Below are 20952 nucleotides of genomic sequence, written 5' to 3' on the forward strand. Positions count from 1 at the left end.
CGTGGTGTCCTCTTCCGATCCCTCCGCCTCATCAGCGCGCGACCGCATCAGGGACTCGGCCCTGGAACGGTTCGGCCGAGACGGAGTCAACCGGGTCACGATCCGCGCGATCGCCGCTGATGCAGGTGTCTCGCCCGCACTGGTCATCCATCACTTCGGTTCCAAGGAGTCCCTCCGCAAGGCTTGCGATGCCCACGTGGTGGCGCTGATACGCGGCGGGGATGATGCGGCTCCGGACCTCACCGCCATGCTCGAATCCGCGACGCCGGTGCGCCGATACCTCGCCCGGGCCCTCTTGGACGGCACGTCCGATGCCGCGGCGCTGTTCGACGAGATCGTCGAGCTGACGGCCGACTGGCTCGCCGACGGCGAGCGAGAAGGGTGGGTGCGGCATAGCGAGCAGCCGCACGCCCGAGCCGCCCTGTACGTCACGTGGCTGTTGGCGCCGCTGGCCTTCGACACGCACCTCGCCCGCGTGCTCGGAGTCGCCGACCCCCACGGCATCGACGCGACCCTGCGTTTCGCCCCGGTGGCGCTCGACGTCTTCACCCACGGAATATTCACCAGCGATCGAGAGCTCGAGGCGTGGCGCGCGGTCGGAAAGGAGCACGGCTCACCATGAAGGCACTCATTTTCGCGCACGGCACCCGCGGTGACGTCCAGCCCTACGTCGCACTGGCCCACGCCCTCCAACAGTCCGGTCACGAGACCACACTCGCGGCGCCGAGCGGATCGGCCTCCCTCGCCGAGCCGTACGGGATACCGTTCGCGCCCCTGGATGACAGCATGAACGAAGGCATGAATGACCCCGATGTTCGCAGCGCGATGGAGACGAACTACCGCGGCCTGCGCGGCAAGCTCACTGCATTCAAGCTCATGCGCCGCGCCGGGCCCGAGCTCAGGAAGGTTCTCGACGACATGGCGGCCGTACCGGCCACTGATGTGGATATCGTCGTCCATCCGGTGAACTCGCCGATACAGCATCTCGCCGAGAAGCTCGGCGTACCCGCTGTGGCGGTCGGCCTGCAGCCGGGCTGGGTGCCGACCAGCGAGTTCTCGAATCCACTGCTCCCGTTCCGCATCCCGAAGCGGCTCAACCACGCCAGTTACCTGGCGACCCGCCTGGTCCTGTGGGCGCTGGTCCGATCCGGAGGACGCTGGCGCGCCGACACCCTCGGCCTGCCTCGCCGTCCGCATCAGAACGACGCCGTGCGCGCGCCGGACGGCACGCCGATCACGTTGCTGAATGCTTTCAGCGAACACGTGCTGCCGGCACCGCCGAAGTATCCGACCTGGACTCACACGACCGGCTACTGGTTTCTGCCCGCCGCGGCCGACTGGGAACCTCCGGAGCAGCTGACGACCTTCCTGGATGCCGGATCTCCACCGGTGTACATCGGATTCGGAAGTATGGCGGGACGAAATCCTGCGCGCATCGGCCGCATCGTCTCCGAGGCGGTCCACCGCGCTGATGTACGCGCCGTCCTCGTCACCGGATGGGGCGGGATCGACGCCGAACTCGACTCCGAGCGCTTGCTCGTCCTCGACCAGGCACCCCACGATTGGCTGTTCCCGAGGACAGCAGCGATCGTGCATCACGGCGGAGGCGGCACCACGGGTGCGGCGCTGGCAGCGGGGCGCCCGCAGGTCGTCTGCCCGTTCATCGCCGACCAGCCGTTCTGGGCCAGCCGCATGACGGGGATCGGGGTGGCGCCCCCGCCGTTGCTTCAGCGTGATCTCACTGCGGACAACCTCGCCGCAGCCTTGCGCACTGCCACCGCCGATCAGTCGATGGCCACCACGGCGGCCGACGTCGGCGCGAAGATCCGTGGCGAGAACGGTGTCGCGACAGCCGTCGAGATTCTGGAGAGTCTGACCACTCGTTGACGCGACTGGACCACGATCAACCCCGACGCGCGGCATCCCGTCAGCATCTCGTGCGTTATGCTGCGCTCCCTGCGGTCACGCCCTGGGCCCCGTGCTCAATGCCCCAGCAGCGTCAGCACAGCGGTCACCCGGCGGTGCACGCTCGAGCTCTCGCTCAGGCCGAGCTTCGCGAACAGCCGTTGCGTGTGCTTCTCCACCGCGCCGCCGCTGATGAACAGCCGCTCCGAGATCCCCGCATTCGTCAGACCTTCACCCATCAGCTCGAGCACCTCGCGCTCGCGCGCGGTGAGATCGTCCAGCGGCGTGCGCCGGCGCGAAGCGATCACCTGGCCGACGACGTCCGGGTCGATGGCCACGCCGCCGCCCGCGACCCGCTCGATCGATTCCAGGAATGCTCGGATGTCGAACACGCGGTCCTTCAGCAGATACCCCGTCGCGCTCGCGCCGGATTCGATGAGCTCGGTCGCATAACTGACCACGACGTACTGGCTGAGCAGCACGATCGGGGCCTCGGGCCAGGACCTGCGGATCTCCTGCGCGGCTCGCAGTCCCTCATCGGTGTGGCTCGGGGGCATACGGATGTCCGAGATCACCAGGTCGGGCCGGAGCTCCAGGGCGCGCACCACCAGCTCGGTGCCGGTCGCAGCGGTCCCGGCCACGATGTGCCCGGCATCCTCCAGCAGCAGCCGGAGGCCCTCGCGCAGCAGAGCGGAATCGTCGGCGATCAGGACGCGCACGGGATCACCGCCTCGATCCGAGTGCCCTGGCCCGTTGGCGACTGCACGCTCAACCGGCCCTCGAGCGAGGCGACCCGACCGGCGAGCCCGGCCAGGCCGCCACCGGTGCGCATCTGCGCGCCGCCGCGTCCGTCGTCCTGGATGATCACCCGAGCATCATCGCCCATCCGGGCGACCTCCACGTGCACATGCTGCGCCCCTGAGTGCTTCGCGGCGTTCGTCAGGGCCTCCGAGACGACGTAGTAGATCCCGATCTCGACATGCTCGGGAAGGTCCAGATCCGGGCTCTCGACAGAGGTCGGCAGGGGAGAGATCGCCGCGAGTTCGGTGAGGGCTGCGGCAAGACCTCGATCCACGAGGACCGGTGGGGCGATGCCCCGGGAGAGCCGGCGCAGGTCATCGAGGGTCAGGCCCAGCTGCTCCCGGGTCTCCCGGAGCACGGACTGTGCCTTCTCGGGGTCCTTGGCGGCCAGCATCTCGACCCGGGCGAGATCCATCGAGGCCCGCACCAGGCGCTGCTGCGGCCCGTCGTGGAGGTCACGCTCCAGGCGGCGCAGGGCAGTCGACTCCGCGGTGCGACCGGCTGCGCGGGACTCCTGGGTGCGCAGCAGACGCTGTTGGGACTCGTAGCGCGAGCTCAGCAGCCCGCGGGCGACGCCCTGATGCAATGCGGTCAGTCCGCGAATCAGCGGGCCCACGGTGAGCAGGAAGAAGAGCCCCGCGACGACCTGCATCCCGACGTCGACCGCGACAGCATATCGACCGGTGACACCGAACAGTTCACCCAGCCCGTTCACCTGCGAGGACGGCAGTACCTGCTCGAGGATCAAGGTGGCGACCGGGCCGCCGACCGTGGCGATCGCCCCGCCGATCCAGGCCAGGGCCAGCGGGAGGGTGATCAGCACCAGCAGGAAGTTCACCAGGATCCACAGGGCGTTCAGCCAGGACTGGGGGTCGGTGAGCGGAGTGAGCAGGCGGCGCGCTGGGCCGGCGCCGGCGGGAGCCAGCTTGGCGGCCGGGGTGGGCAGGTCGGTGCCGAGCACCGCGGAGTGGACGGCGCGCCCTGCGCTGGCGAAACCGCGCGCGACGAGCACGGCGAGGACGAGGATCGGCAGGCCGATCCAGACCACGACGGTGGGTGCTCCAGCGGCGAGCAGGGTGATCACCAGCGAGAAGCCGAGGACTCCGAGAGGGAGCGCGATGAGGACGTACGCGAGGAAGCGCCCGATCCGGGAGGCCCAACGGCCGATGGACCAGCGCCGCGAGGCATCGTTCCCGGCGGTCTGGGGAAGGGTCATGGTGTTCATGTCTCAACTCTGGTGCTGGATCCTCTTTCGTCCCATCCTGTCACCAGGCGTGGACCTGTCGGGCTGGCCCGACAGCCTCGCGGCCGGACGGCTCCGGGACAGGGTGACGTCACCCGTAGGTCGGGTACTGCGGCCAGCCCTCGGGGGAGTCCTCCCAGTCCTGCTGGCGACCGTAAACGGTGCGATCCATGATCTGAGCGACCGGAAGGATCGCCTCCGTGCCGCGCGCCCAGGTCGCATAGGTGAGGAACACGCGCCCCTCGCGCAGCAGGTAGTACGAATAGCCGGGCACGGGACCTGAGTACCCGCCGTCCTCCTCGCGCAGGGTCCACCCCCAGTCCCAGTGGTAGGTGGTCCCGGCCGACGAGACCCAGGTGTGCGGCCAGCCCTGCATCTCGCGCCAGGCGCGGAGTCTGTCGATCGGGGCCTCGGAGATCATCGCGAAGGAGATCTCCTCCTCGTCGAGGCGTCCCATGTTCGCCGGCAGGTTGTCCACCGCCCAGGAGCAGCTCGGGCACCCCGCGTCCCAGTCGGCGCCGAACATGACGTTCTGGACCAGCAGCAGGTAGCGACCGGCGAACAGCTCGGACAGCCGCACCGGGCCGTCCTCGCCGGTGAACTCGTAGTCCTCGACCTCCACCATCGGCAGTCGACGCCTCGCGGCGGCCGCGCGATCGCCTGCCCGAGTCACCTCCTTGTCGAGGACCCATTGCGCGGCGACGGCGCTCTCGAAGTCCGAGCGGTCGACGACCGGGGGCGTGGCGGCGGGTTGGTGGGCTTTGCGGTGCGCGGTCTGATCGGTCGACGTCTCGGACATGGCGACTTCGTCCATCGGGGATCACCCTCCTTGCGGGACGGCGCTTCTCGCCGTCCTCACCCTGTTGTCGAACAGGACCACCGGATTCGACCATGCCCCACGGGAGCGGCTCGTCCTGGCTCGACACGGTAGTCCTGAGGCAGGCACGGCACCAGAGCTGGGCGCAGGTCCACCCTTGGCGGGGACCTTTCCACCCGGTGACGACTCGTGCGCGGTCGGACACGATCCTGGTGTGAGGCAGCTCGCACTGGTTACGGTCGTGGGCGCCTATCCGCCAGACCCGAAGGTGACCATTCAATGCACTCTGCCCTGCGTCGCAGCGAACCGCTCCGCGGCGACCTGCTCCACCATGATCTCCTCCGCCGCGCTCTGCTCCTCGCTCTGCTCCTCGCTCTGCTCCTGGCGAGCTGCCTGGGGGCCTCCGTGCTGCCGGCCTCGGCCGCAGATCCCCGTTCTCCGACCGGTTCGTGGTCGGCCGCGACGCCCGCGACCATCGATCAAGGCGAGCTCGAGGCTCTTGACGTGCGCGAGCCCGGCGCCTCCTCGGAGTACGACCGTGATGACTTCGGCCCGGCCTGGCAGGACATCGACGGGAACGACTGCGATACCCGCAACGACATCCTCACTCGGGACCTCAGCGGCGAGGAGTACGAGTCCGGCACCGGCGATTGCGAGGTCATCGTCGGCGTCCTGAAGGACCCCTACTCCGGCGAGGTGATCGACTTCGAGAAATCCAAGGGCTCCTCGCAGATCGATATCGACCACATCGTGCCGCTGGGAGCGGCCTGGGATGCCGGGGCTTCGGAGTGGACCGATTCGGAGCGTCTCGCCTACGCGAACGACCCCGAGGTGCTGGCGGCCGTGAACTCCTCGGACAACCGCTCGAAGTCCGATTCCACCATCGGTGAGTGGCTGCCCGAGAACACGGAGGTCACCTGCCAGTACGCCTCGTCCTACGTGTCGGTCTCCGCGAAGTACGACCTCAGCATCTCCCCGGCCGACGACGAAGTGCTCGAGGACCTCTCCGCGCAGTGCGGGTGAGCGAATCTCGGTCGCTGCGCTTGACTCGCTGCGACGGAGCGCTCACTCCGACTCGAGAATTCCCTTCAATGTCGCGAGATCCTCCGCGACGGCCGTGGCGTCGGCCTCGAACTCCTTCTCGGACATGGCGCCGCGGCGCAGGGTGAACACCACCTCGCAGCGCGTCTCCTCCAGCGGGAGCACCCGCAGCGGGTTCAGCACGGACTCGCCGGTGGGCAGGGTGACGCTGTGATCGAGCACCCCGTACTCGTTCTCCGGTACGAAGCTGACCAGCACGCGACCCATGGGGGAGTTCATCGACCACTGGGTGACCTCCCGCTGCACATCGCTGCCGGCGAGCCCGGCCGCCCAGTGCGGGAGGTTCCGCGGATCGCTCGCGTAGTCGTACACGGCGCGCCAGGGGCGCTCGATGAGGACGTCGAGGTGGCGGGAGGCGCTGCCGCCCGAGGTCGTCCCGGTGTTCTCGCTCATGGCCGCGACGCTAGCAGTCACGTGCGTCGGTCGGCCCGTTCAGGACGCCAGCGGAGCGCCGGAGGAGGTCTCTGCTTCGGCGGCCCCTGACTGCATCGCCACGGCGCGCTCCGCCGTGGCTCTCACGGCCTCGGGCCACGGCGTCGGCTCGATCCCCTCGTCTGTGGTGAGGATGCCGGGCCGCAGCACGGAGGGCTCGAACCAGAGCTTGGAGATGCCGGAGAGCTCCCGGGCGAAGGTGTTCACCCCGGACAGCGCCCGCAGGGCGAGCAGCGGGATCGGCACCGGGCGGCGGACCGGCTGCCCGAGCAGGGAGGAGGCGAGGGCGATGAGCTCTCGCTGAGGGCGCGCAGGAGCCGACGGGGCGTTCAGCACCGCATCCCCGCTCGGGGCGAGACGCTCGGCGTGCCGGGCCGCGTGGAGCATGGCCCGGGCGAGATCAGGGATGTGCGTGAGCGTGTGGGGAGCGTCGAGGTCCCCCACCACGATCGCGCGCCGCCCGGCGGCGATGCGTTCGATGACCATCGCGCTGGCCACCGCGGCCCCGGTGCCCACGGCCGTCGGCCCTACGAGATCCGAGGCGACGACGCTGAGGGTGCGGGCCGCATGGTCACGACGCTGCTCGAGCAGGGCGACGCGCACCTCGCCCTTGGCGTCCAGCGGCGAGAAGGCAGCGCCCTCGACGAGATCCGAGGCGCCGCCCTGGAAGGCGTACATCGACTCCGGGAAGAGGACGGGAATGTTCCGGGCGGCGGCGGCCTCGAGCACCGCGAGCTCGCGCGGGGGCAGGTCCCGGCGCCAGATGCGGGCGTCGTAGGGGGCGTGGAAGGTGGCATGGACGGCGTCGGCCCCGACGAGGGCTGCGGTGAGCGCGGCCGGGTCGAGCACGTCGCCGGTGACCCGGTCGATGCCGGGGGAGGCGGCGATCTCGCTGCGCCGCAGAACGGTGACCTGGTCGCCGTCCGTCAGGGCGCGGTCGATGATCGCGCGACCGATCTGGCCTTCTCCGATGACGAGATGATGCATGAGGACTCCTGAAATGTGAGCACTGCTCTCTAACTGGTCGAGTTCAGTACACACCTCGCCGGACCCAAAAGCAAGAGCAGTGCTCTCTAAATGTGGAACAATGGCGCCATGACTGCTGAGGCGACGACGACGAGAACGCCGGCCACGCCGCGAGCGGAGGCCCGCGAGCGCACGATGCGACGGATCGTGGAACTCGGGAACGCCCAGCTCGCCGAGTGCGGGCCGGGGGCGCTCAGCGTGCGCGAGATCGCTCGCGGCCTCGGCATGGTCTCCTCTGCGGTGTATCGCTACGTGAGCTGCCGCGACGAGCTGCTCACGCTGCTGATCGTCGACGCCTACGGGGACCTCGCCGATGCCGTCGACGAGGCGCTCGCCGAGGCCGGCCAGGGCCCGCGGGATCGGTTCCTCGCGCTGGCGACGGCGATGACCCGCTGGGCGATCGCGCACCCCGAGCGCTGGACGCTCCTGTACGGCACTCCGGTGCGCGGCTACGACGCCCCGGCGGAGAGCACCAACGTCGGTGGCACCCGGGTCATCGCTCGTCTGCTGGCGATCGCGGCGGATGCGCAAGGAGGGACGGGGAAGGCAGGCGCGGCGGGGGTGCGTCCCGCGGTGCGTGTCACCCCCGCGGTGGAAGCGCTGCTGGAGAGGCATCTGGCCGAGTTCGCGGTGGATTCCGATGTGGACTCCTCCCTGCGGGCCGTGACGGTCTGGAGCGGCCTCGTGGGGATCATCAGCGCCCACGTGTTCGGGCAGCTGGGCGCCGATGCCGTTGCCGTCGGCGAGCAGATCCTCGAGATCCAGGGGGAGCTTCTCGCCGATCTCCTCATCGGCAGCTGAGGCTGGGCCCTGTCCCTGGCCCCGTACCGGAGCCGCGTCGGCTCTCGCGCTCCCATGTGCTGAGGGCGATGCGAGCTGCGGAGCGCACGGAGGTCGGCTCCTGCAGCCGCGCCCCGTCGGCCTCCGGGATCACGACCACCCAGCGGGCCCGCCCGCGTCGGCGCATCCGCCCGATCTCGATACCGCGCCCTGCCGACAGCGGGATGAGCAGGGCTCCGCTCGGGCCGACCTGCAGGTGCCGGGCGAGCTCGGGCCGCCGCTCCAGCAGGAGGGCACGGATCTGCTCCCGCTCGTCCTGGGCGGTTCCACCCGTCGAAGGGTGTGCGAGGACCGGTCCTGTCGTGGTCATGCGGCGAACCTAGGGGAAGGGTCCGACACTCGGGTCGAGGCATCGACTGACGGCGGAGCCCCTGCGAATCCCACCCGACGGCGACGCCGAACGGCTACGGTGAGAAGCGCCTATGAGCCGCATCACACGGAGGTCCACGTGCCCCTGTACGAATTCCGCTGCGAGAACTCCCACCTGCACGAGCTGCTGCTGTCGATGTCGGCCGCGGACCGCACTGCGCCGTGCCCGGAATGCGGGAGCGCCGCGACCCGTCTGGTCAGCTCGCCGGCACTCGGGCACCTCGGCTCGGAGCGCGCCCGACTCCTCGACCGCACCGCAGCGAGCGCGCACGCTCCGGCCGTCGTCGACCAGGTGCCCGGTCCCGGATCCGCCAGGCCGGCCCGCACCAGCCACGACCCGCGCCACGCGCGGCTGCCACGCCCCTGAGGCGCCCCTGGATCTGATGGCGCCGGTCCTCGGCGCCGTCGCTGTGGAAGGAGAGATCATGCCCGAGAACGTCTTCCCGCTGAATTCCGCCAAGCCCTTCACCGATCAGAAGATCCTGGGCCACAACCGGTGGCACCCGGACATCCCGCCCGCCGTGAGCGTGCGGCCGGGAGACACCTTCCGTGTCGACTGCCGCGAATGGTTCGACGGATACATCCAGAACGACGACTCCGCCGAGGACATCGCCACCGCGCCCCTGCACACGGTGCACACCCTGTCCGGGCCGTTCCGCATCGAAGGGGCCAAGCCCGGGGACCTGCTCGTGGTGGACATCCTCGACGTCGGCCCCATTCCGCAGGAGGACGTCGGCCCGCTGGCCGGCCAGGGCTGGGGCTACACCGGCATCTTCGCCAAGCGCAACGGCGGCAGCTTCCTGACCGACCAGTTCCCCGACGCGTACAAGGCGGTCTGGGACTTCCGCGGCGACCGCGCGACCTCCCGCCACGTCCCCGGCGTCGAGTTCACCGGCATGATCCACCCCGGCCTGATGGGCACCGCCCCCTCCCCGGAACTGCTCAAGAAATGGAACACGCGCGAGGCTGCGCTGATCGCGACCGATCCGAACCGGGTGCCCGCCCTCGCCCTGCCGCCCGAGCCACACGGTGCGATCCTCGGGGCCGTGCCCGAGGGGGACGCCGAACGAGTCGCCGGCGAGGGCGCCCGCACCGCACCGCCACGAGAGAACGGTGGCAACCAGGACATCAAGAACCTCACCAAGGGCACCCGGATCTTCTACCCCGTCTTCGTCGACGGCGCGAACTTCTCCGTCGGCGACCTGCACTTCAGCCAGGGCGACGGAGAGATCACCTTCTGCGGCGGCATCGAGATGGGCGGTTTCGTGGACTTCCACGTCGACGTCATCTCCGGCGGCATGGAGAAGTACGGCGTGAGCGAGAACGCGATCTTCATGCCCGGCAACACGGCGCCGCAGCACAGCCAGTGGCTGTCGTTCTCCGGCACCTCAGTCACCCTCGACGGCGAGCAGCGCTACCTCGACTCGCATCTCGCCTACCAGCGGGCCTGCCTGCACGCGATCGACTACCTGTCGATGTTCGGGTGGTCGAAGGAGCAGGCCTACCTGCTGCTCGGCGCCGCCCCCATAGAAGGCAGGTTCTCCGGGGTCGTGGACATCCCCAACGCGTGCGCGACGGTGTACCTGCCGCTGGACATCTTCGACATCGACATCCGGCCGGGCTCCGGCGAGGTGCCGCAGATCGATGCGGGTATCGGGGCCCCGCGCGCGAGCGTGGGCTGACAGGACAATACGTCGGGCCCCGTGGTGCCGCGCGCCGCGGGGCCCGCTGCGTTCAGATGCCCAGGGCACGGGTCCACACCAGGTCATGGCGGGCGACGAAATCCGCAGCCCTTCGCCAGTGGGCGCCGTGACCGGCCGTGAACATCGACCCCCAGGGCTCCAGGCCACGGGCATTCGCCGTGCGCAGCAGGTCGAACATCGCCTCGGTGCGCTCGACCATCGCCTCCGGCAGACGCCCGCGCAGAGCCTCATCGGCCCCGTAGCCGTCGACGAGAGCGGCCAGTGCCGCCGCGGCCTCCTGCGGATCGGCCGACGCATCATTCAGAGAGAAGGACTGGGCGGAATAGGCCAGGTCCCAGAGCCGTGTGCTGGGTGCCGCGCCGTCCCAGTCGATGAATACCCAGCGCTCGCCGAGGATCAGGTTCCACGGGGTGAGGTCGCTGTGGCACACGAGGTCCGCCTGACCGCCGGGCGCCGGGATCAGGGGCTCCCACGGGGCCGGGGCCGTCGGGCTGAAGCCCACGCAGGCGTCGTGGATCGCGCGGATCAGCTGCCCCACCCGGGTGAGCTCGACGAGCGACAGCGCAGGAGCGTGCAGGGCGAGGGTTCCAGGCACGAACTCGAGGATCTGCCGGCCTCGCTCGTCGCGACCGAGCGTTTCAGGGAGGTCGATGCCGGTGGCGGACACAGTGCGCATCAGCTCGTGCACGGCCGGCGTGGTCGGTCCCCATGGCTTGCGCACCGTGTTCCCGACGCGCACCACGCCCTCGGTCGCGTTGCCGCCGTCCAGGGGCTGCTCGGATGGATTGGTCATCGCATTACTCTAAGGAGTTCCGACTCGGAAGGACCCGCTCGATGACGTCGCACCCCTCCATGGGCCCTCGAGGGCTGGTGCGCATCGCGGCGCCACCGGGGACCGGGAAGTCGACCGTGCTGCCCCATCTCGTCGACCTCGCGCGAGGTCATGCCGTCGTCGCCGATATCGATGAGATCCTCGAGGAGGGATCGTTGCTCGGCGTTTCGATCGCGGATCCTGCGGCCGCGCAGAACTGGCCGGCGTACGACCGTCTCTGGGCTCGCATCGCCGGGTTCGTCACCCGCGCCGAGCTGTTCATCGTCCTCCTGATCCAGGTCCCCGGGGTGGACGAACCGGAGGATCCCAGGCTGCTCGGTTGGGAGATCGACGACGAGCTGCGCGCGCGCCGACTGCGGTCACGGGGCGAGAGTGAAGCAGTCATCGAAGATGCCGCGGCGGATGCTGCAGGGTTGCGGTCCGTGCTGCCCCCAGACCGGATCATCAGGACGCCGGACGGCGCGTCGCCCCCTCGCTGTGCCGAGATCCTCTGGCAGGCGGCGAGCAGGATGGCGGACCCAGCGTGAGCGTCATCGGTGCCTACGGGGACCGCGCACAGGAGTACGCCGATCTGCTCGGGTCGATCGAGGCGATGGCTGACCAGGATCGGCGGTGCATCGAGACCTGGGCGGCCCACGTCGACGGCCCGATCCTCGATGCCGGATGCGGACCGGGCCACTGGACCGCCCACCTCGCCGCGCGCGGCCACGACGCCCGGGGCCTCGATCCGGTGCCGGAGTTCGTCGAGATCGCCCGGGACTCCCATCCCGGGGTGCTGTATCGAGTCGGATCCTTCGCAGACCTGCAGGACAGGCCGGGGGAGTGGGGCGGCCTCCTCGCCTGGTACTCGCTGATCCATCTCCCGCCCGCAGAGATCCCCGGTGTGCTCGGGAGCCTGCATGAGGCGCTGCGGCCGGCGGGGCACCTGCTGCTGGGGTTCTTCGACGGGCTCCGCCAGGAGGCCTTCGCCCACGCGGTGACCACGGCGCAGTTCTGGCCGGCCGAGCAGATGGCGGCCCTGCTCGAGGAGGCAGGTTTCTCGGTCCAGGAGGTCCAGCGACGAGCGAATCCTGGTTCCCGGCCCCACGCCGCGATCAGCGCCCGCCGCCGCTGAGGGCGACGCCGCTGAGTTGCCCGTGCAGGCGGATGGCTACGCTGACCGGTATGGAACAGCGCACATCGGACGGCAGTGCAGGCGATGCGGACTACGCGGTCATCGGGACCTCCTATGCGGGGTACAGGCAGCCGGATCCGCGCCTCGCCGCCGCGATCACCGCAGCGCTCGGTGACGCGCGCAGCGTGCTGAACGTCGGCGCGGGCACCGGCTCCTATGAACCCGTGGACCGGGACGTGACTGCGGTCGAACCGTCGGCCGCCATGCGCGCGCAGCGACCTCCCCAGCTGCCGTCCGCAGTGGACGCCACCGCAGAGGATCTCCCCTTCCAGGACGCGACCTTCGATGCCTCGATGGCCACGTTCAGCGTCCACCAATGGCAGGACGTCGAGGCGGGACTGCGCGAGATGCGCCGGGTGACCCGCGGGCCGGTCGTGATCCTGACCTGCGATCCGAGACTGGTCGACCGATTCTGGCTCACCGAGTACGCCCCCGAGGTGATCTCCACCGAGGCACGCCGCTACCCCGCACTCGGCGTCCTGGCCAGCGCGCTCGGAGGCCGAACGACCAGCCGCAGCATCCCTATCCCGCTGGACTGCACCGACGGCTTCCACGAGTCGTACTACGGCCGTCCCGAAGCACTGCTCGACCCTCACGCTCGGCTGTCCTGCTCGGCGTGGAGCTTCGTGCCCGATGAGGTCCGGGACCGCTTCGTGCGCGAGCTCCGGCGTGATCTGGACAGCGGCGCCTGGGACGAGAAACACGGAGCCCTGCGGTCCCTGCCCGCGTACGAGGGCTCGCTCGTGCTCGTCGTCTCGGAGCGCTGACATGGCGGAGCACTCGGAGCCCCCGACCCTCCTGCTGCTCAACGGTGCACCGGGCAGCGGGAAGTCCACCCTCGCCGCGCTGCTCGCCGCCGAGCGACCCCTGGCGCTCGCCCTGGATATCGACTCGATCAAGCACTCCCTCGGCGAGTGGGACCGGGACCTTCAGGCGTCCGGACTGCAGACGCGCCGCCTCGCGGTCGCGATGATCCGGCAGCATCTCACCGACGGGCACGACGTGGTCCTCGGGCAGTATCTGGCGCGCACCGCATTCCTCGAGGAGCTCGAGCGCGTCGCCGCCGAGTGCCAGGCACGGTTCGTCGAGGCCGTGCTGATCCTCGACGAGGAGACTTTGGCGCAGCGGCTCACCGCGCGCCGTGCGGCCCCTGATCGGCCGGAGCAGGCGGCGAACGACCGCTTCGTCGGCCCGCAGGACGTCGCCGACCTCGTGCGGTCGATCGAGAACGTGCTCAGATACCGGCCGAACGCACGTCGCCTCGACGCGCGGGGGAGCCGCAGCAGTGTCTTCGAGGAACTTCGCCGGCTGTCTCGCCAGGAGTGAACCTGCCGTGCCGATCAACAGAATATTGACAACGATGTGTTGAAGGCTCACGCTGTCGATATGACTCCTCACTCCGAGAGCGAACCCGACACCGCCGAAGCGGCGCGCCGGCTCCTGCACGCGGCAGGTGGAAGCGAGCTGCCACGGCTGCCCTGGCAGCACCCTGCTGAGCCCGCCGACGACATGACCTTGCTGCGCTACGCGCTGTGGCGGGCGAACCAGAGGATCGACGCCGCCTCGACCGAGGAGCTGAGAGCGGCGCTGCGACTGATCGAGTCGGCACGATCCGATCTCGACACTCTGGAGGTCGCATTGCTGCTCACGGCTCGCGCCGAGGGACTGACCTGGTCCCAGATCGCCGAGGAGCTCGGACTGCGATCCCCCCAGGCGGCGCAGCAGCGGTACCAGCGAGTGGCGCAGCGCCCCACCTCCGAGGCGCCAGCCGATCCCGGAGACTCATGACCACGCGAGGAGCCTCGGCGGAACTGCTCACCGTCCACGCCCTGCGGCTCGCCGGGTTCGCGGACGAGGAGGGGATCGCCGATCGCGCCCTGCTCCCCGACCACCGGATCCGCCGTGTTCTGGACGATGCGGCACGTGCCGGACATGCACGGACCATGAGCTTCGCGGATGCTCACGGCTGGATCCTGACCGAATCCGGTCGGGTCCATCTCGCCGCCCTGCTCGAGGCCGAGGTGGAGGGAGCGGGGGCGCGCACGGTCCTGAACGCGGTGATCGAGAGGTTCGACGCGATCAACGGCGAATTCGTCGAGACCGTCTCGCGGTGGCAGCTGCGCTCCACGGCATCGACGGGAGCGCCACCTACCGGGGCCGATGCCCAGGCTTTCGACACGCTGCTGAGTCACCTCTCCGCGTTCGGCGACGAGTTGGACATCGTCCTTGCGGCCCTGGTGAGCGTGCTGCCCCGCTTCGGCCGGTATCCCGCGCAGTACGCCCTCGCGGTGCGCAGAGCACAGGACGAGGGACTGCGGTGGGTCACCGGCGTCGGGCTCCTGTCGTGCCACGTGGTGTGGGCCGAGCTCCATCAGGATCTGCTCTCGACCCTCGGGCGCGAGCGATGACCCGGCGCACCCTGTACCTGGCCCGACACGGCGAGGCGGATCCGCTGGGCGCCCTCACGGACCGCGGGCGCGAGCAGAGCCGTCGCCTCGGGCGACGACTGGCCGAGCTGCCGATCGACGTGATCTGGCATTCTCCGCTGCCGCGCGCGACCGAGAGCGCCGCGGTGATCGCCCGGAGCCTTCCACCGGTCCTCGTCGACGAGGCGGCCGAGCTCATCGACCACATCCCCGACGTCCCGGACCTGACGGACCTCTCGCCGATGTGGGCCGCCTTCTTCGACGGCATGGGGGAGCGCGAGATCGACGCCGGGCGGCGCACCGCCCGCCGCCTCACCGCGCGCTTCGCGACGCCGATCCCCGCGCCGGGCCGGCCTACGCACGAAGTGCTGATCACCCATGCGTACCAGGTGGCATGGATGGTGCGCGATGCGCTGGGAGCCCCGGCGCGAAGCTGGATGTCCCTGGCCGGGATGGCCAACACCGGTCTGACCATCATCGAGTACGACTCCGGAACCCCGCCCCTCGTGCACAGCGTCAATGATCGCTCGCACCTGGTCGATGCTGCTCCGGCATCGGGCACCCGTCACCCGGACGGGCCGGTGCGATGACCCTCGTCGACCTCCACGATGCACAGCCGGAGACCTCGGGCGGGAAGGCTGCCGGCCTGGGCACCCTCCTGCGTGCTGGGGTGGAGGTGCCGACCGGCGTCGTCATCCCCGTCGGTGAGTATCGACGGCACCTGGCCCGTCACGGACTCGACCCCGCCAGGACGCCCCTGGCCGAGCTGCGGGAGCGGATACTGCAGATGGGGATCGCCGACGGCCTGGTCCGTGCGATCGACGACGCCTTGCGTCACCGACTTCCCGGGGACGGAGCCGGATACATGGCGGTGCGCTCCTCCGCGACGTACGAAGATCTGGCGGGTGCCTCGGCCGCGGGACAGTACGACAGCGTCCTCGCGGTGCGCGGCACCGACGCCGTGTGCGCCGCGGTCCTGCGGTGCTGGGCCTCGCTGTGGTCCGTCCACGCCCTCGCCTATCGAGGAGAACGATCGGCCGCCGCGGACGCAACCCCGGAGATGGCCGTGCTGATCCAACCGTTCCTGGACGCGGAAGTCTCCGGAGTGCTGTTCACCGGGCAGGAACGGATCCTCGAGGCGACCTATGGACTCGGCGAGCGGCTCGTCAGCGGGGCCGTCACGCCGGATTCCTGGCGGATCACCTCCGAGGGAATCCTGGCGCGGCGCGTGGGATCGACGACGCACCGAGCAGACCGAGTGGGGGAGCGGATCCAGCTCCGCGAGGTCCCGGCGGATCGTCGGCGCGCGATGTGCCTGAGCGACGCCCAGGTGCGCGGGCTCGACGGCGTCGGCCAGCAGGTCGCCCGCGTGCTCGGCGCGTCCGCAGACATCGAATGGGCCCTCACGGGTGAAGCTATCCACGTCCTGCAGGCACGGCCGGTCACGACGACGATGCCCAGTTCTCTGGGTCCTCTGGGTCCTCTGGGTCCTCTGGATCCGCGGGACGTCGTCCCGGGACCGGGCAGCTTCCATGGGGTTCCGGCGAGCGGTGGCACCGCGACCGGGACGGTCCGCCTCATCGACGGTCCTGACGATTTCCCGCGGGTGGGGACGGGGGACGTCCTCGTCTGCCGATCCACCGATCCGGCCTGGACACCGCTGTTCCGGATCGCGGGGGCGGTGGTCACGGAGACCGGGGGAGTGCTCTCGCACGCGGCGATCCTCGCTCGTGAGCTCGGTATCCCCGCGGTCCTCGCCGTACCCGGGGCGCTGCAGCGGATCCCGGACGGCGCGACCGTCACGGTCGATGGGGACGACGGCACGATCCAGGTGCGCCGGCCGGGCTAGGCCGAACGCATCAGGGCCTCCGCCAGCTCCCGAGGATGGCTGAGCGGCACGCAGTGGCACCCGGGGATCTCCTCGGCGGCCACGCCCAGCCGTTCGAGCGCGACGCGACGGAGGAAGGCGGGCGGGAAGAACCGGTCGTCCTGGCAGACGAGCACCCGCGTGGGGACGTCCGGATGGGCGGCCAGGGGCCACGGGGAGGCGAAGGACGCCTCGGACTGGTCGCGGGAGCGGCGCATCGCCTCCTGCGCCAGCTCGCGGGGGACCCCGTTGAGGAAGCTGACGTACGGGTCCTCGTTCCCGGTCAACCCACCGTCCCGGACGGCCTGGAACTGGACCGCCTCGGAATAGCCGGTGCGCTCCCACCAGTCGCCCGGGCGCTCGCCGGGGGCCGGGATCATTCCTGCCACGTAGACGAGCGCGGCGCCCGGGAACCGGTCTGCGACCAGCGGTGCGGTGAACCCGCCGAAGGAGTGGCCGACGACCACGGGGTCCTGACGCTGACCGATGGCCTGGACCACGGCGTCGGCGGTCTCCGGGAGACCGGCGCTCTCGTCCTCGCACGGCAGATCCGGGGCGACGACGTCGTGCCCGCGCGCTCGCAGTTCGGCGGCGACGAGATGCCAGGACCAGCCGACATCGGCGGCCCCGTGGATCAGGACGAACGTTGCCATGGTGCCCTCCGGGTCGAATCAGTCGCCGAGGATCGCGCCGGTGGAGGCGGACTGCACGAGCTTCACATATTTGCCCAGCACGCCCTTGGTGAACTTCGGCGGCAGCGGGGTCCAGCCCTCCTGGCGCGCCGCGAGCTCGTCCTCGTCGACCAGGAGATCCAGGGCGCCGGACCCTACGTCGAGCCGGATCCTGTCCCCATCGCGCACGAAGGCGATCGGCCCGCCGTCCACCGCTTCGGGGGCGATGTGGCCGACGCACAGGCCGGTGGTGCCGCCGGAGAAGCGACCGTCGGTCATCAGCAGGACGTCCTTGCCCAGGCCCGCGCCCTTGATCGCTCCGGTGATGGCGAGCATCTCGCGCATGCCGGGACCGCCCTTGGGACCCTCGTAGCGGATCACGATCACGTCACCGTGGGTGACCGTGCCGTCGTTCAGCGCGTCCATCGCCTGCTGCTCGCGGTCGAAGACGCGTGCGGTGCCTTCGAACACGTCGGCCTCGAAGCCGGCGGACTTCACCACCGCGCCGTCGGGGGCGAGCGAACCGCGCAGGATGGTGATGCCGCCGGTCGGGGCGATCGGTGCCGAGGCGGGCCGCAGCACCGTGCCGTCCGCGGGGCGCGGGGCGAGGACCTCGAGGTTCTCGGCGATGGTGGATCCCGTGATCGTCAGGCAGTCCCCGTCCAGCAGTCCCTCGTCGAGCAGCGTCTTCATCACCACCTGGATGCCGCCGACATGGTCGACGTCGTTCATCACGTAGCGGCCGTAGGGCTTGAGATTCGCGAGGTGGGGGACCTTCGCGCCGATGCGGGCGAAGTCGTCGAGGGTGAGATCGACGTCGGCCTCGTGCGCGATCGCCAGCAGGTGGAGCACGGCGTTGGTGGAGCCGCCGAAGGCCTGGACCACGGCGATCGCGTTCTCGAAAGCAGGCTTGGTCATGACGTCGCGGGAGGTGATGCCGCGGCGCAGCATCCCCACGACCGCTTCGCCGGCTCGGCGCGCGTCCGCATCGCGGCGACGATCTGCCGACGGGGGTGTCGCGGACCCGGGGATGGACATCCCGATCGCCTCGGCCACGGTCGACATGGTGTTGGCGGTGTAATAGCCGCCGCACGCGCCCTCGCCGGGGCAGATGGAGCGTTCGATCCGCCCGACGTCCTCGCGGCTCATGAGCCCGCGGGCGCACGCCCCGACCGCCTCGAAGCCATCGATCAGGGTGACGTCCTTCTCGGTGCCGTCGGTGAGAGTGACCTTGCCCGGCGTGATCGTGCCCGCATAGACGAACACGCTGGCCAGGTCCAGTCTCGCGGCAGCCATCAGCATCCCGGGCAGTGACTTGTCGCAGCCGGCCAGCAGGACGGAGCCGTCGAGCCGCTCGGCCTGCATGACGGTCTCGACGCTGTCGGCGATGAGGTCCCGGGAGACCAGCGAGTAGTGCATGCCGTCGTGGCCCATGGAGATGCCGTCGGAGACGGAGATGGTGCCGAACTGCAACGGGTACCCGCCCCCGGCGTGCACCCCCTCCTTCGCAGCGCGGGCGAGGCGGTCCAGCGAGAGGTTGCAGGGCGTGATCTCGTTCCAGGAGCTCGCGATCCCGATCTGGGGCTTGCCCCAGTCCTCGTCGCCCATGCCCACGGCGCGCAGCATGCCGCGGGAGGCGGTGGCCCCGAGGCCGTCGGTGACCTGCCGGCTGCGCGGCTTGATATCGGGGCCGGAGGAGGCGGAGACGTCGTCGGCGGTCATGGCCCGACCCTATGCCCGGACCCGCACCGGCGGGAAGGATCAGCGCCCCGTCGCGTCCTCCGCGATGGTGCGCAGGCGCGCGAGGTGCGCGCTCCACTGCTGCTCGGACAGCTCGGGCAGGTTGCTGACTTCGGCCCGCAGGCCGGCTGCGCCGTCGAGCCCCTCGCGGATGATGTCGGCGTGGCCCGCATGGCGGGCGGTCTCCGCGATCAGGTGGACCAGCAGGGTGTGCAGCGTCGGGTGGCGTCGCTCCTCGGGCCACCAGGGGACCTCCGCGAGCGCGGTCAGGGGCAGCTCGCGGAGCGCGGCGTCACCGTGCGCCCAGGCCGCCCGGTATCCGTCCACGATGTCCTCGCGCGACTCGTCGGCGCGGGCCCAGAGATCGGTCAGCTCCCCGTCCGGGTCCAGGTCCGTCGCCGCGTCGTCGGTCTCCCACGGCCAAGGGACCTCCAAAGGACGGCCCAGGCATTCTCCGAGATAGCCGAGCTCCACCCAGGTCAGATGTTTGACGAGCCCCAGCAGGGTGGTACCGGTCGGGGTGGACGGCCAGCGGACCTGTCGCTCCGTCAGGCCCTCGAGCTTGAACAGCAGCACCTCGCGCTGCAGCTGCAGATACCGGTGCAGGATCATCGTGTCGGCTTCGTCGTCGCGCGTCATGCGGTGAGGGTAGCGGCGGGGGCCCGGGCTCCGCGACGGGATTTCCGCTGTCGGGAGCTCGAGGTGGTCACCGGATGCGCGCGCCGTGCTCGGACCCGACGCGCGTGCAGCGCTCCAGCTGGGTCACGTGCGCCGGGGTGAGCTCGTCCAGGCTCGAGACCTGCAGCAGCTGCATGGTGCGCCGAACCTGCTCGGAGAGGATCTGGATCGCGCGGTCCACGCCGGCGCGGCCACCGGCCATCAGGCCGTAGAGGTAGGCCCGGCCGATGAGGGTGAAGTCAGCGCCCAGGGCGATCGCGGCGACGATGTCGGCGCCGTCGCGGATGCCGGTGTCCAGGATGATCTCGACATCCTTGCCGACTTCGCGGGCAACCTCCGGCAGCAGCTGGAAGGGCACCGGTGCCCGGTCGAGCTGGCGCCCGCCGTGGTTGGACAGTCCGATCGCGTCGACCCCGAGGTCGGTGAGCTTCTTGGCGTCCTCGAGGGTCTGGACCCCTTTGACGGTGAACTTGCCCGGCCACATCGCGCGGATGGTCGCGAGGTCGTCGAAGTCGATGGAGGGATCCATGGCGGAGTTCAGGAGCTCGCCGACGGTCCCTCCGGTCTCGGACAGGGAGGCGAACTCGAGCTTGGGCGTGGTCAGGAAGTCCCACCACCACCAGGGACGCACCGAGGCGTTGAGCACGGTGCCGGGGGTGAGCTGCGGGGGGATCGCGAAGCCGTTGCGGGTATCGCGCAGGCGCGCTCCCGCCACGGGGGTGTCGACGGTGAAGAACAGGGTGTCGAAGCCGGCCGTGGCGGCGCGCTCGACGAGCTCGTAGGAGATCTCGCGCTTGCGCATGACGTAGAGCTGGAACCAGTTCCGGCCGTGCGGATTGGTGGCCTGGACGTCCTCGATCGACGTGGTGCCCAGCGTGGACAGGGTGAAGGGGATGCCGGCGGCGCCGGCCGCGCCGGAGCCGGCGATCTCGCCCTCGGTCTGCATCAGGCGGGTGAAGCCGGTGGGGGCTATGCCGAAGGGCAGCGCGGAGCTGCCGCCCAGGATCTGCGTCGAGGTGTCCACGCGGGAGACGTCATGCAGGATCGAGGGGTGGAACTCGACATCCTCGAAGGCCTCCACGGACCGACGCATCGAGATCTCACCCTCGGCGGCGCCGTCGGTGTAGTCGAACGCTGCGGCCGGGGTGCGGCGCTTGGCGATCGTGCGCAGGTCATCGATCGTCAGCGCTGACTCCAGTCGGCGCTTCTTGGGATCGAGCTCGACCTTCTTGAACTTCATCAGGTCGAGGATCTCGGCCGGCTTGGGGATCTGTCGCTGGACCATGAGGGGTCTCCTTCGTCGTCAGGGCTTCGTCGGTGAGGGGGA

General features: G+C 70.2%; 25 protein-coding genes. 14 read left to right on the forward strand and 11 right to left on the reverse strand.

Annotation, left to right across the window (positions count from 1 at the left end; genetic code table 11):
* The first annotated feature begins 4 nt into the window (after positions 1 to 4).
* Positions 5 to 622, forward strand: coding sequence for a TetR family transcriptional regulator (locus tag INT51_RS22640; RefSeq protein ID WP_193104339.1), 618 nt, complete (start codon positions 5 to 7; stop codon positions 620 to 622).
* A complete protein-coding gene (locus tag INT51_RS06260; protein WP_193104340.1) occupies positions 619 to 1887 on the forward strand; it encodes a glycosyltransferase in 1269 nt (422 codons plus the stop codon). The genes INT51_RS22640 and INT51_RS06260 overlap by 4 nt, the downstream gene beginning before the upstream one ends.
* Before the next feature lie 95 nt (positions 1888 to 1982).
* Here the strand turns inward: INT51_RS06260 and INT51_RS06265 are convergent, their stop codons facing one another.
* The 3 genes from INT51_RS06265 to INT51_RS06275 form a co-directional block, all read right to left on the reverse strand.
* On the reverse strand, positions 1983 to 2624 hold the full coding sequence (locus INT51_RS06265) for a response regulator transcription factor (RefSeq protein WP_193104341.1): 642 nt from the start codon (positions 2622 to 2624) through the stop codon (positions 1983 to 1985).
* Positions 2612 to 3931: a sensor domain-containing protein gene (locus INT51_RS06270; protein WP_193104342.1), complete on the reverse strand. Its 1320-nt coding sequence runs from the start codon at positions 3929 to 3931 to the stop codon at positions 2612 to 2614. Before INT51_RS06270 ends, INT51_RS06265 begins: the two co-directional genes overlap by 13 nt.
* A 109-nt stretch (positions 3932 to 4040) precedes the next feature.
* On the reverse strand, positions 4041 to 4763 hold the full coding sequence (locus INT51_RS06275) for a DUF899 family protein (RefSeq protein WP_226832012.1): 723 nt from the start codon (positions 4761 to 4763) through the stop codon (positions 4041 to 4043).
* Positions 4764 to 5045: 282 nt separating this feature from the next.
* Here INT51_RS06275 and INT51_RS06280 point away from each other — a divergent pair, with 282 nt between their 5' ends.
* Positions 5046 to 5789, forward strand: a complete 744-nt coding sequence (locus tag INT51_RS06280) for an HNH endonuclease family protein (RefSeq protein WP_193104343.1) — start codon at positions 5046 to 5048, stop codon at positions 5787 to 5789.
* 42 nt (positions 5790 to 5831) lie between these two features.
* Here INT51_RS06280 and INT51_RS06285 read toward each other — a convergent pair whose 3' ends face one another.
* Together INT51_RS06285 and INT51_RS06290 are read right to left on the reverse strand one after the other, a co-directional pair.
* Positions 5832 to 6260: an SRPBCC family protein gene (locus INT51_RS06285; protein WP_193104344.1), complete on the reverse strand. Its 429-nt coding sequence runs from the start codon at positions 6258 to 6260 to the stop codon at positions 5832 to 5834.
* A gap of 39 nt (positions 6261 to 6299) precedes the next feature.
* On the reverse strand, positions 6300 to 7286 hold the full coding sequence (locus INT51_RS06290; protein ID WP_193104345.1) for an NAD-dependent epimerase/dehydratase family protein: 987 nt from the start codon (positions 7284 to 7286) through the stop codon (positions 6300 to 6302).
* A 108-nt stretch (positions 7287 to 7394) separates the two neighbouring features.
* On the opposite strand from INT51_RS06290, the gene INT51_RS06295 reads away from it, so the two are divergent.
* A complete protein-coding gene (locus INT51_RS06295; protein WP_193104346.1) occupies positions 7395 to 8126 on the forward strand; it encodes a TetR/AcrR family transcriptional regulator in 732 nt (243 codons plus the stop codon).
* Here the strand turns inward: INT51_RS06295 and INT51_RS06300 are convergent.
* The gene (locus INT51_RS06300) at positions 8113 to 8475 is read right to left on the reverse strand and encodes a hypothetical protein (protein ID WP_193104347.1); all 363 of its coding nucleotides are present in this window, start codon (positions 8473 to 8475) and stop codon (positions 8113 to 8115) included. The two genes, INT51_RS06295 and INT51_RS06300, sit on opposite strands and share 14 nt — an antisense overlap.
* Before the next feature lie 138 nt (positions 8476 to 8613).
* On the opposite strand from INT51_RS06300, the gene INT51_RS06305 reads away from it, so the two are divergent.
* Complete coding sequence (locus INT51_RS06305) at positions 8614 to 8901, forward strand: FmdB family zinc ribbon protein (RefSeq protein ID WP_193104348.1); 288 nt, start codon at positions 8614 to 8616, stop codon at positions 8899 to 8901.
* A gap of 58 nt (positions 8902 to 8959) precedes the next feature.
* Positions 8960 to 10216 (forward strand): formamidase, encoded by a 1257-nt coding sequence (gene fmdA, locus INT51_RS06310; RefSeq protein ID WP_193104349.1) that lies wholly within the window; start codon positions 8960 to 8962, stop codon positions 10214 to 10216.
* A 52-nt stretch (positions 10217 to 10268) separates the two neighbouring features.
* Here the strand turns inward: fmdA and INT51_RS06315 are convergent, their stop codons facing one another.
* A complete protein-coding gene (locus INT51_RS06315) occupies positions 10269 to 11030 on the reverse strand; it encodes a phosphotransferase (protein WP_193104350.1) in 762 nt (253 codons plus the stop codon).
* Between the two features lie 41 nt (positions 11031 to 11071).
* On the opposite strand from INT51_RS06315, the gene INT51_RS06320 reads away from it, so the two are divergent.
* From INT51_RS06320 to INT51_RS06355, 8 genes are read left to right on the forward strand one after another with little or no spacing between them, the layout of a single operon-like run.
* A complete protein-coding gene (locus INT51_RS06320) occupies positions 11072 to 11596 on the forward strand; it encodes a hypothetical protein (protein WP_193104351.1) in 525 nt (174 codons plus the stop codon).
* Positions 11593 to 12183 (forward strand): class I SAM-dependent methyltransferase, encoded by a 591-nt coding sequence (locus tag INT51_RS06325; RefSeq protein ID WP_304502098.1) that lies wholly within the window; start codon positions 11593 to 11595, stop codon positions 12181 to 12183. Before INT51_RS06320 ends, INT51_RS06325 begins: the two co-directional genes overlap by 4 nt.
* Before the next feature lie 50 nt (positions 12184 to 12233).
* Positions 12234 to 13010 (forward strand): class I SAM-dependent methyltransferase, encoded by a 777-nt coding sequence (locus tag INT51_RS06330; protein ID WP_193104352.1) that lies wholly within the window; start codon positions 12234 to 12236, stop codon positions 13008 to 13010.
* Position 13011: 1 nt separating this feature from the next.
* Positions 13012 to 13569: an AAA family ATPase gene (locus tag INT51_RS06335; protein ID WP_193104353.1), complete on the forward strand. Its 558-nt coding sequence runs from the start codon at positions 13012 to 13014 to the stop codon at positions 13567 to 13569.
* A 60-nt stretch (positions 13570 to 13629) separates the two neighbouring features.
* The gene (locus tag INT51_RS06340; protein WP_193104354.1) at positions 13630 to 14031 is read left to right on the forward strand and encodes a hypothetical protein; all 402 of its coding nucleotides are present in this window, start codon (positions 13630 to 13632) and stop codon (positions 14029 to 14031) included.
* Positions 14028 to 14651: a transcriptional regulator gene (locus INT51_RS06345; protein ID WP_193104355.1), complete on the forward strand. Its 624-nt coding sequence runs from the start codon at positions 14028 to 14030 to the stop codon at positions 14649 to 14651. The genes INT51_RS06340 and INT51_RS06345 overlap by 4 nt, the downstream gene beginning before the upstream one ends.
* A complete protein-coding gene (locus tag INT51_RS06350; RefSeq protein WP_193104356.1) occupies positions 14648 to 15259 on the forward strand; it encodes a histidine phosphatase family protein in 612 nt (203 codons plus the stop codon). The genes INT51_RS06345 and INT51_RS06350 overlap by 4 nt, the downstream gene beginning before the upstream one ends.
* The gene (locus INT51_RS06355) at positions 15256 to 16518 is read left to right on the forward strand and encodes a PEP/pyruvate-binding domain-containing protein (RefSeq protein WP_193104357.1); all 1263 of its coding nucleotides are present in this window, start codon (positions 15256 to 15258) and stop codon (positions 16516 to 16518) included. The genes INT51_RS06350 and INT51_RS06355 overlap by 4 nt, the downstream gene beginning before the upstream one ends.
* Here INT51_RS06355 and INT51_RS06360 read toward each other — a convergent pair.
* From INT51_RS06360 to INT51_RS06375, 4 genes are all read right to left on the reverse strand, one after another.
* Complete coding sequence (locus tag INT51_RS06360; RefSeq protein ID WP_193104358.1) at positions 16515 to 17189, reverse strand: alpha/beta fold hydrolase; 675 nt, start codon at positions 17187 to 17189, stop codon at positions 16515 to 16517. The genes INT51_RS06355 and INT51_RS06360 overlap by 4 nt on opposite strands.
* An 18-nt stretch (positions 17190 to 17207) precedes the next feature.
* Positions 17208 to 18929, reverse strand: coding sequence for a dihydroxy-acid dehydratase (gene ilvD, locus INT51_RS06365; RefSeq protein WP_193104359.1), 1722 nt, complete (start codon positions 18927 to 18929; stop codon positions 17208 to 17210).
* Between the two features lie 39 nt (positions 18930 to 18968).
* Positions 18969 to 19586, reverse strand: coding sequence for a DinB family protein (locus tag INT51_RS06370; RefSeq protein ID WP_193104360.1), 618 nt, complete (start codon positions 19584 to 19586; stop codon positions 18969 to 18971).
* A 67-nt stretch (positions 19587 to 19653) separates the two neighbouring features.
* A complete protein-coding gene (locus INT51_RS06375) occupies positions 19654 to 20910 on the reverse strand; it encodes an alpha-hydroxy acid oxidase (protein ID WP_193104361.1) in 1257 nt (418 codons plus the stop codon).
* Positions 20911 to 20952: the final 42 nt, after the last annotated feature.

It is taken from the genome of Brachybacterium sp. FME24 (assembly GCF_014897705.1).
GTDB lineage: Bacteria > Actinomycetota > Actinomycetes > Actinomycetales > Dermabacteraceae > Brachybacterium.

Bases quoted from the DNA above. Each gene is read 5' to 3' on its own strand.
- INT51_RS06260 (WP_193104340.1), top strand. From the start codon at position 619: ATGAAGGCACTCATTTTCGCGCACGGCACCCGCGGTGACGTCCAGCCC.
- INT51_RS06270 (WP_193104342.1), bottom strand. From the start codon at position 3,931: ATGAACACCATGACCCTTCCCCAGACCGCCGGGAACGATGCCTCGCGG.
- INT51_RS06275 (WP_226832012.1), bottom strand. From the start codon at position 4,763: ATGGACGAAGTCGCCATGTCCGAGACGTCGACCGATCAGACCGCGCAC.
- INT51_RS06280 (WP_193104343.1), top strand. From the start codon at position 5,046: ATGCACTCTGCCCTGCGTCGCAGCGAACCGCTCCGCGGCGACCTGCTC.
- INT51_RS06285 (WP_193104344.1), bottom strand. From the start codon at position 6,260: ATGAGCGAGAACACCGGGACGACCTCGGGCGGCAGCGCCTCCCGCCAC.
- INT51_RS06290 (WP_193104345.1), bottom strand. From the start codon at position 7,286: ATGCATCATCTCGTCATCGGAGAAGGCCAGATCGGTCGCGCGATCATC.
- INT51_RS06295 (WP_193104346.1), top strand. From the start codon at position 7,395: ATGACTGCTGAGGCGACGACGACGAGAACGCCGGCCACGCCGCGAGCG.
- INT51_RS06300 (WP_193104347.1), bottom strand. From the start codon at position 8,475: ATGACCACGACAGGACCGGTCCTCGCACACCCTTCGACGGGTGGAACC.
- fmdA (WP_193104349.1), top strand. From the start codon at position 8,960: ATGCCCGAGAACGTCTTCCCGCTGAATTCCGCCAAGCCCTTCACCGAT.
- INT51_RS06315 (WP_193104350.1), bottom strand. From the start codon at position 11,030: ATGACCAATCCATCCGAGCAGCCCCTGGACGGCGGCAACGCGACCGAG.
- INT51_RS06320 (WP_193104351.1), top strand. From the start codon at position 11,072: ATGACGTCGCACCCCTCCATGGGCCCTCGAGGGCTGGTGCGCATCGCG.
- INT51_RS06330 (WP_193104352.1), top strand. From the start codon at position 12,234: ATGGAACAGCGCACATCGGACGGCAGTGCAGGCGATGCGGACTACGCG.
- INT51_RS06335 (WP_193104353.1), top strand. From the start codon at position 13,012: ATGGCGGAGCACTCGGAGCCCCCGACCCTCCTGCTGCTCAACGGTGCA.
- INT51_RS06340 (WP_193104354.1), top strand. From the start codon at position 13,630: ATGACTCCTCACTCCGAGAGCGAACCCGACACCGCCGAAGCGGCGCGC.
- INT51_RS06345 (WP_193104355.1), top strand. From the start codon at position 14,028: ATGACCACGCGAGGAGCCTCGGCGGAACTGCTCACCGTCCACGCCCTG.
- INT51_RS06350 (WP_193104356.1), top strand. From the start codon at position 14,648: ATGACCCGGCGCACCCTGTACCTGGCCCGACACGGCGAGGCGGATCCG.
- INT51_RS06355 (WP_193104357.1), top strand. From the start codon at position 15,256: ATGACCCTCGTCGACCTCCACGATGCACAGCCGGAGACCTCGGGCGGG.
- INT51_RS06360 (WP_193104358.1), bottom strand. From the start codon at position 17,189: ATGGCAACGTTCGTCCTGATCCACGGGGCCGCCGATGTCGGCTGGTCC.
- ilvD (WP_193104359.1), bottom strand. From the start codon at position 18,929: ATGACCGCCGACGACGTCTCCGCCTCCTCCGGCCCCGATATCAAGCCG.
- INT51_RS06370 (WP_193104360.1), bottom strand. From the start codon at position 19,586: ATGACGCGCGACGACGAAGCCGACACGATGATCCTGCACCGGTATCTG.
- INT51_RS06375 (WP_193104361.1), bottom strand. From the start codon at position 20,910: ATGGTCCAGCGACAGATCCCCAAGCCGGCCGAGATCCTCGACCTGATG.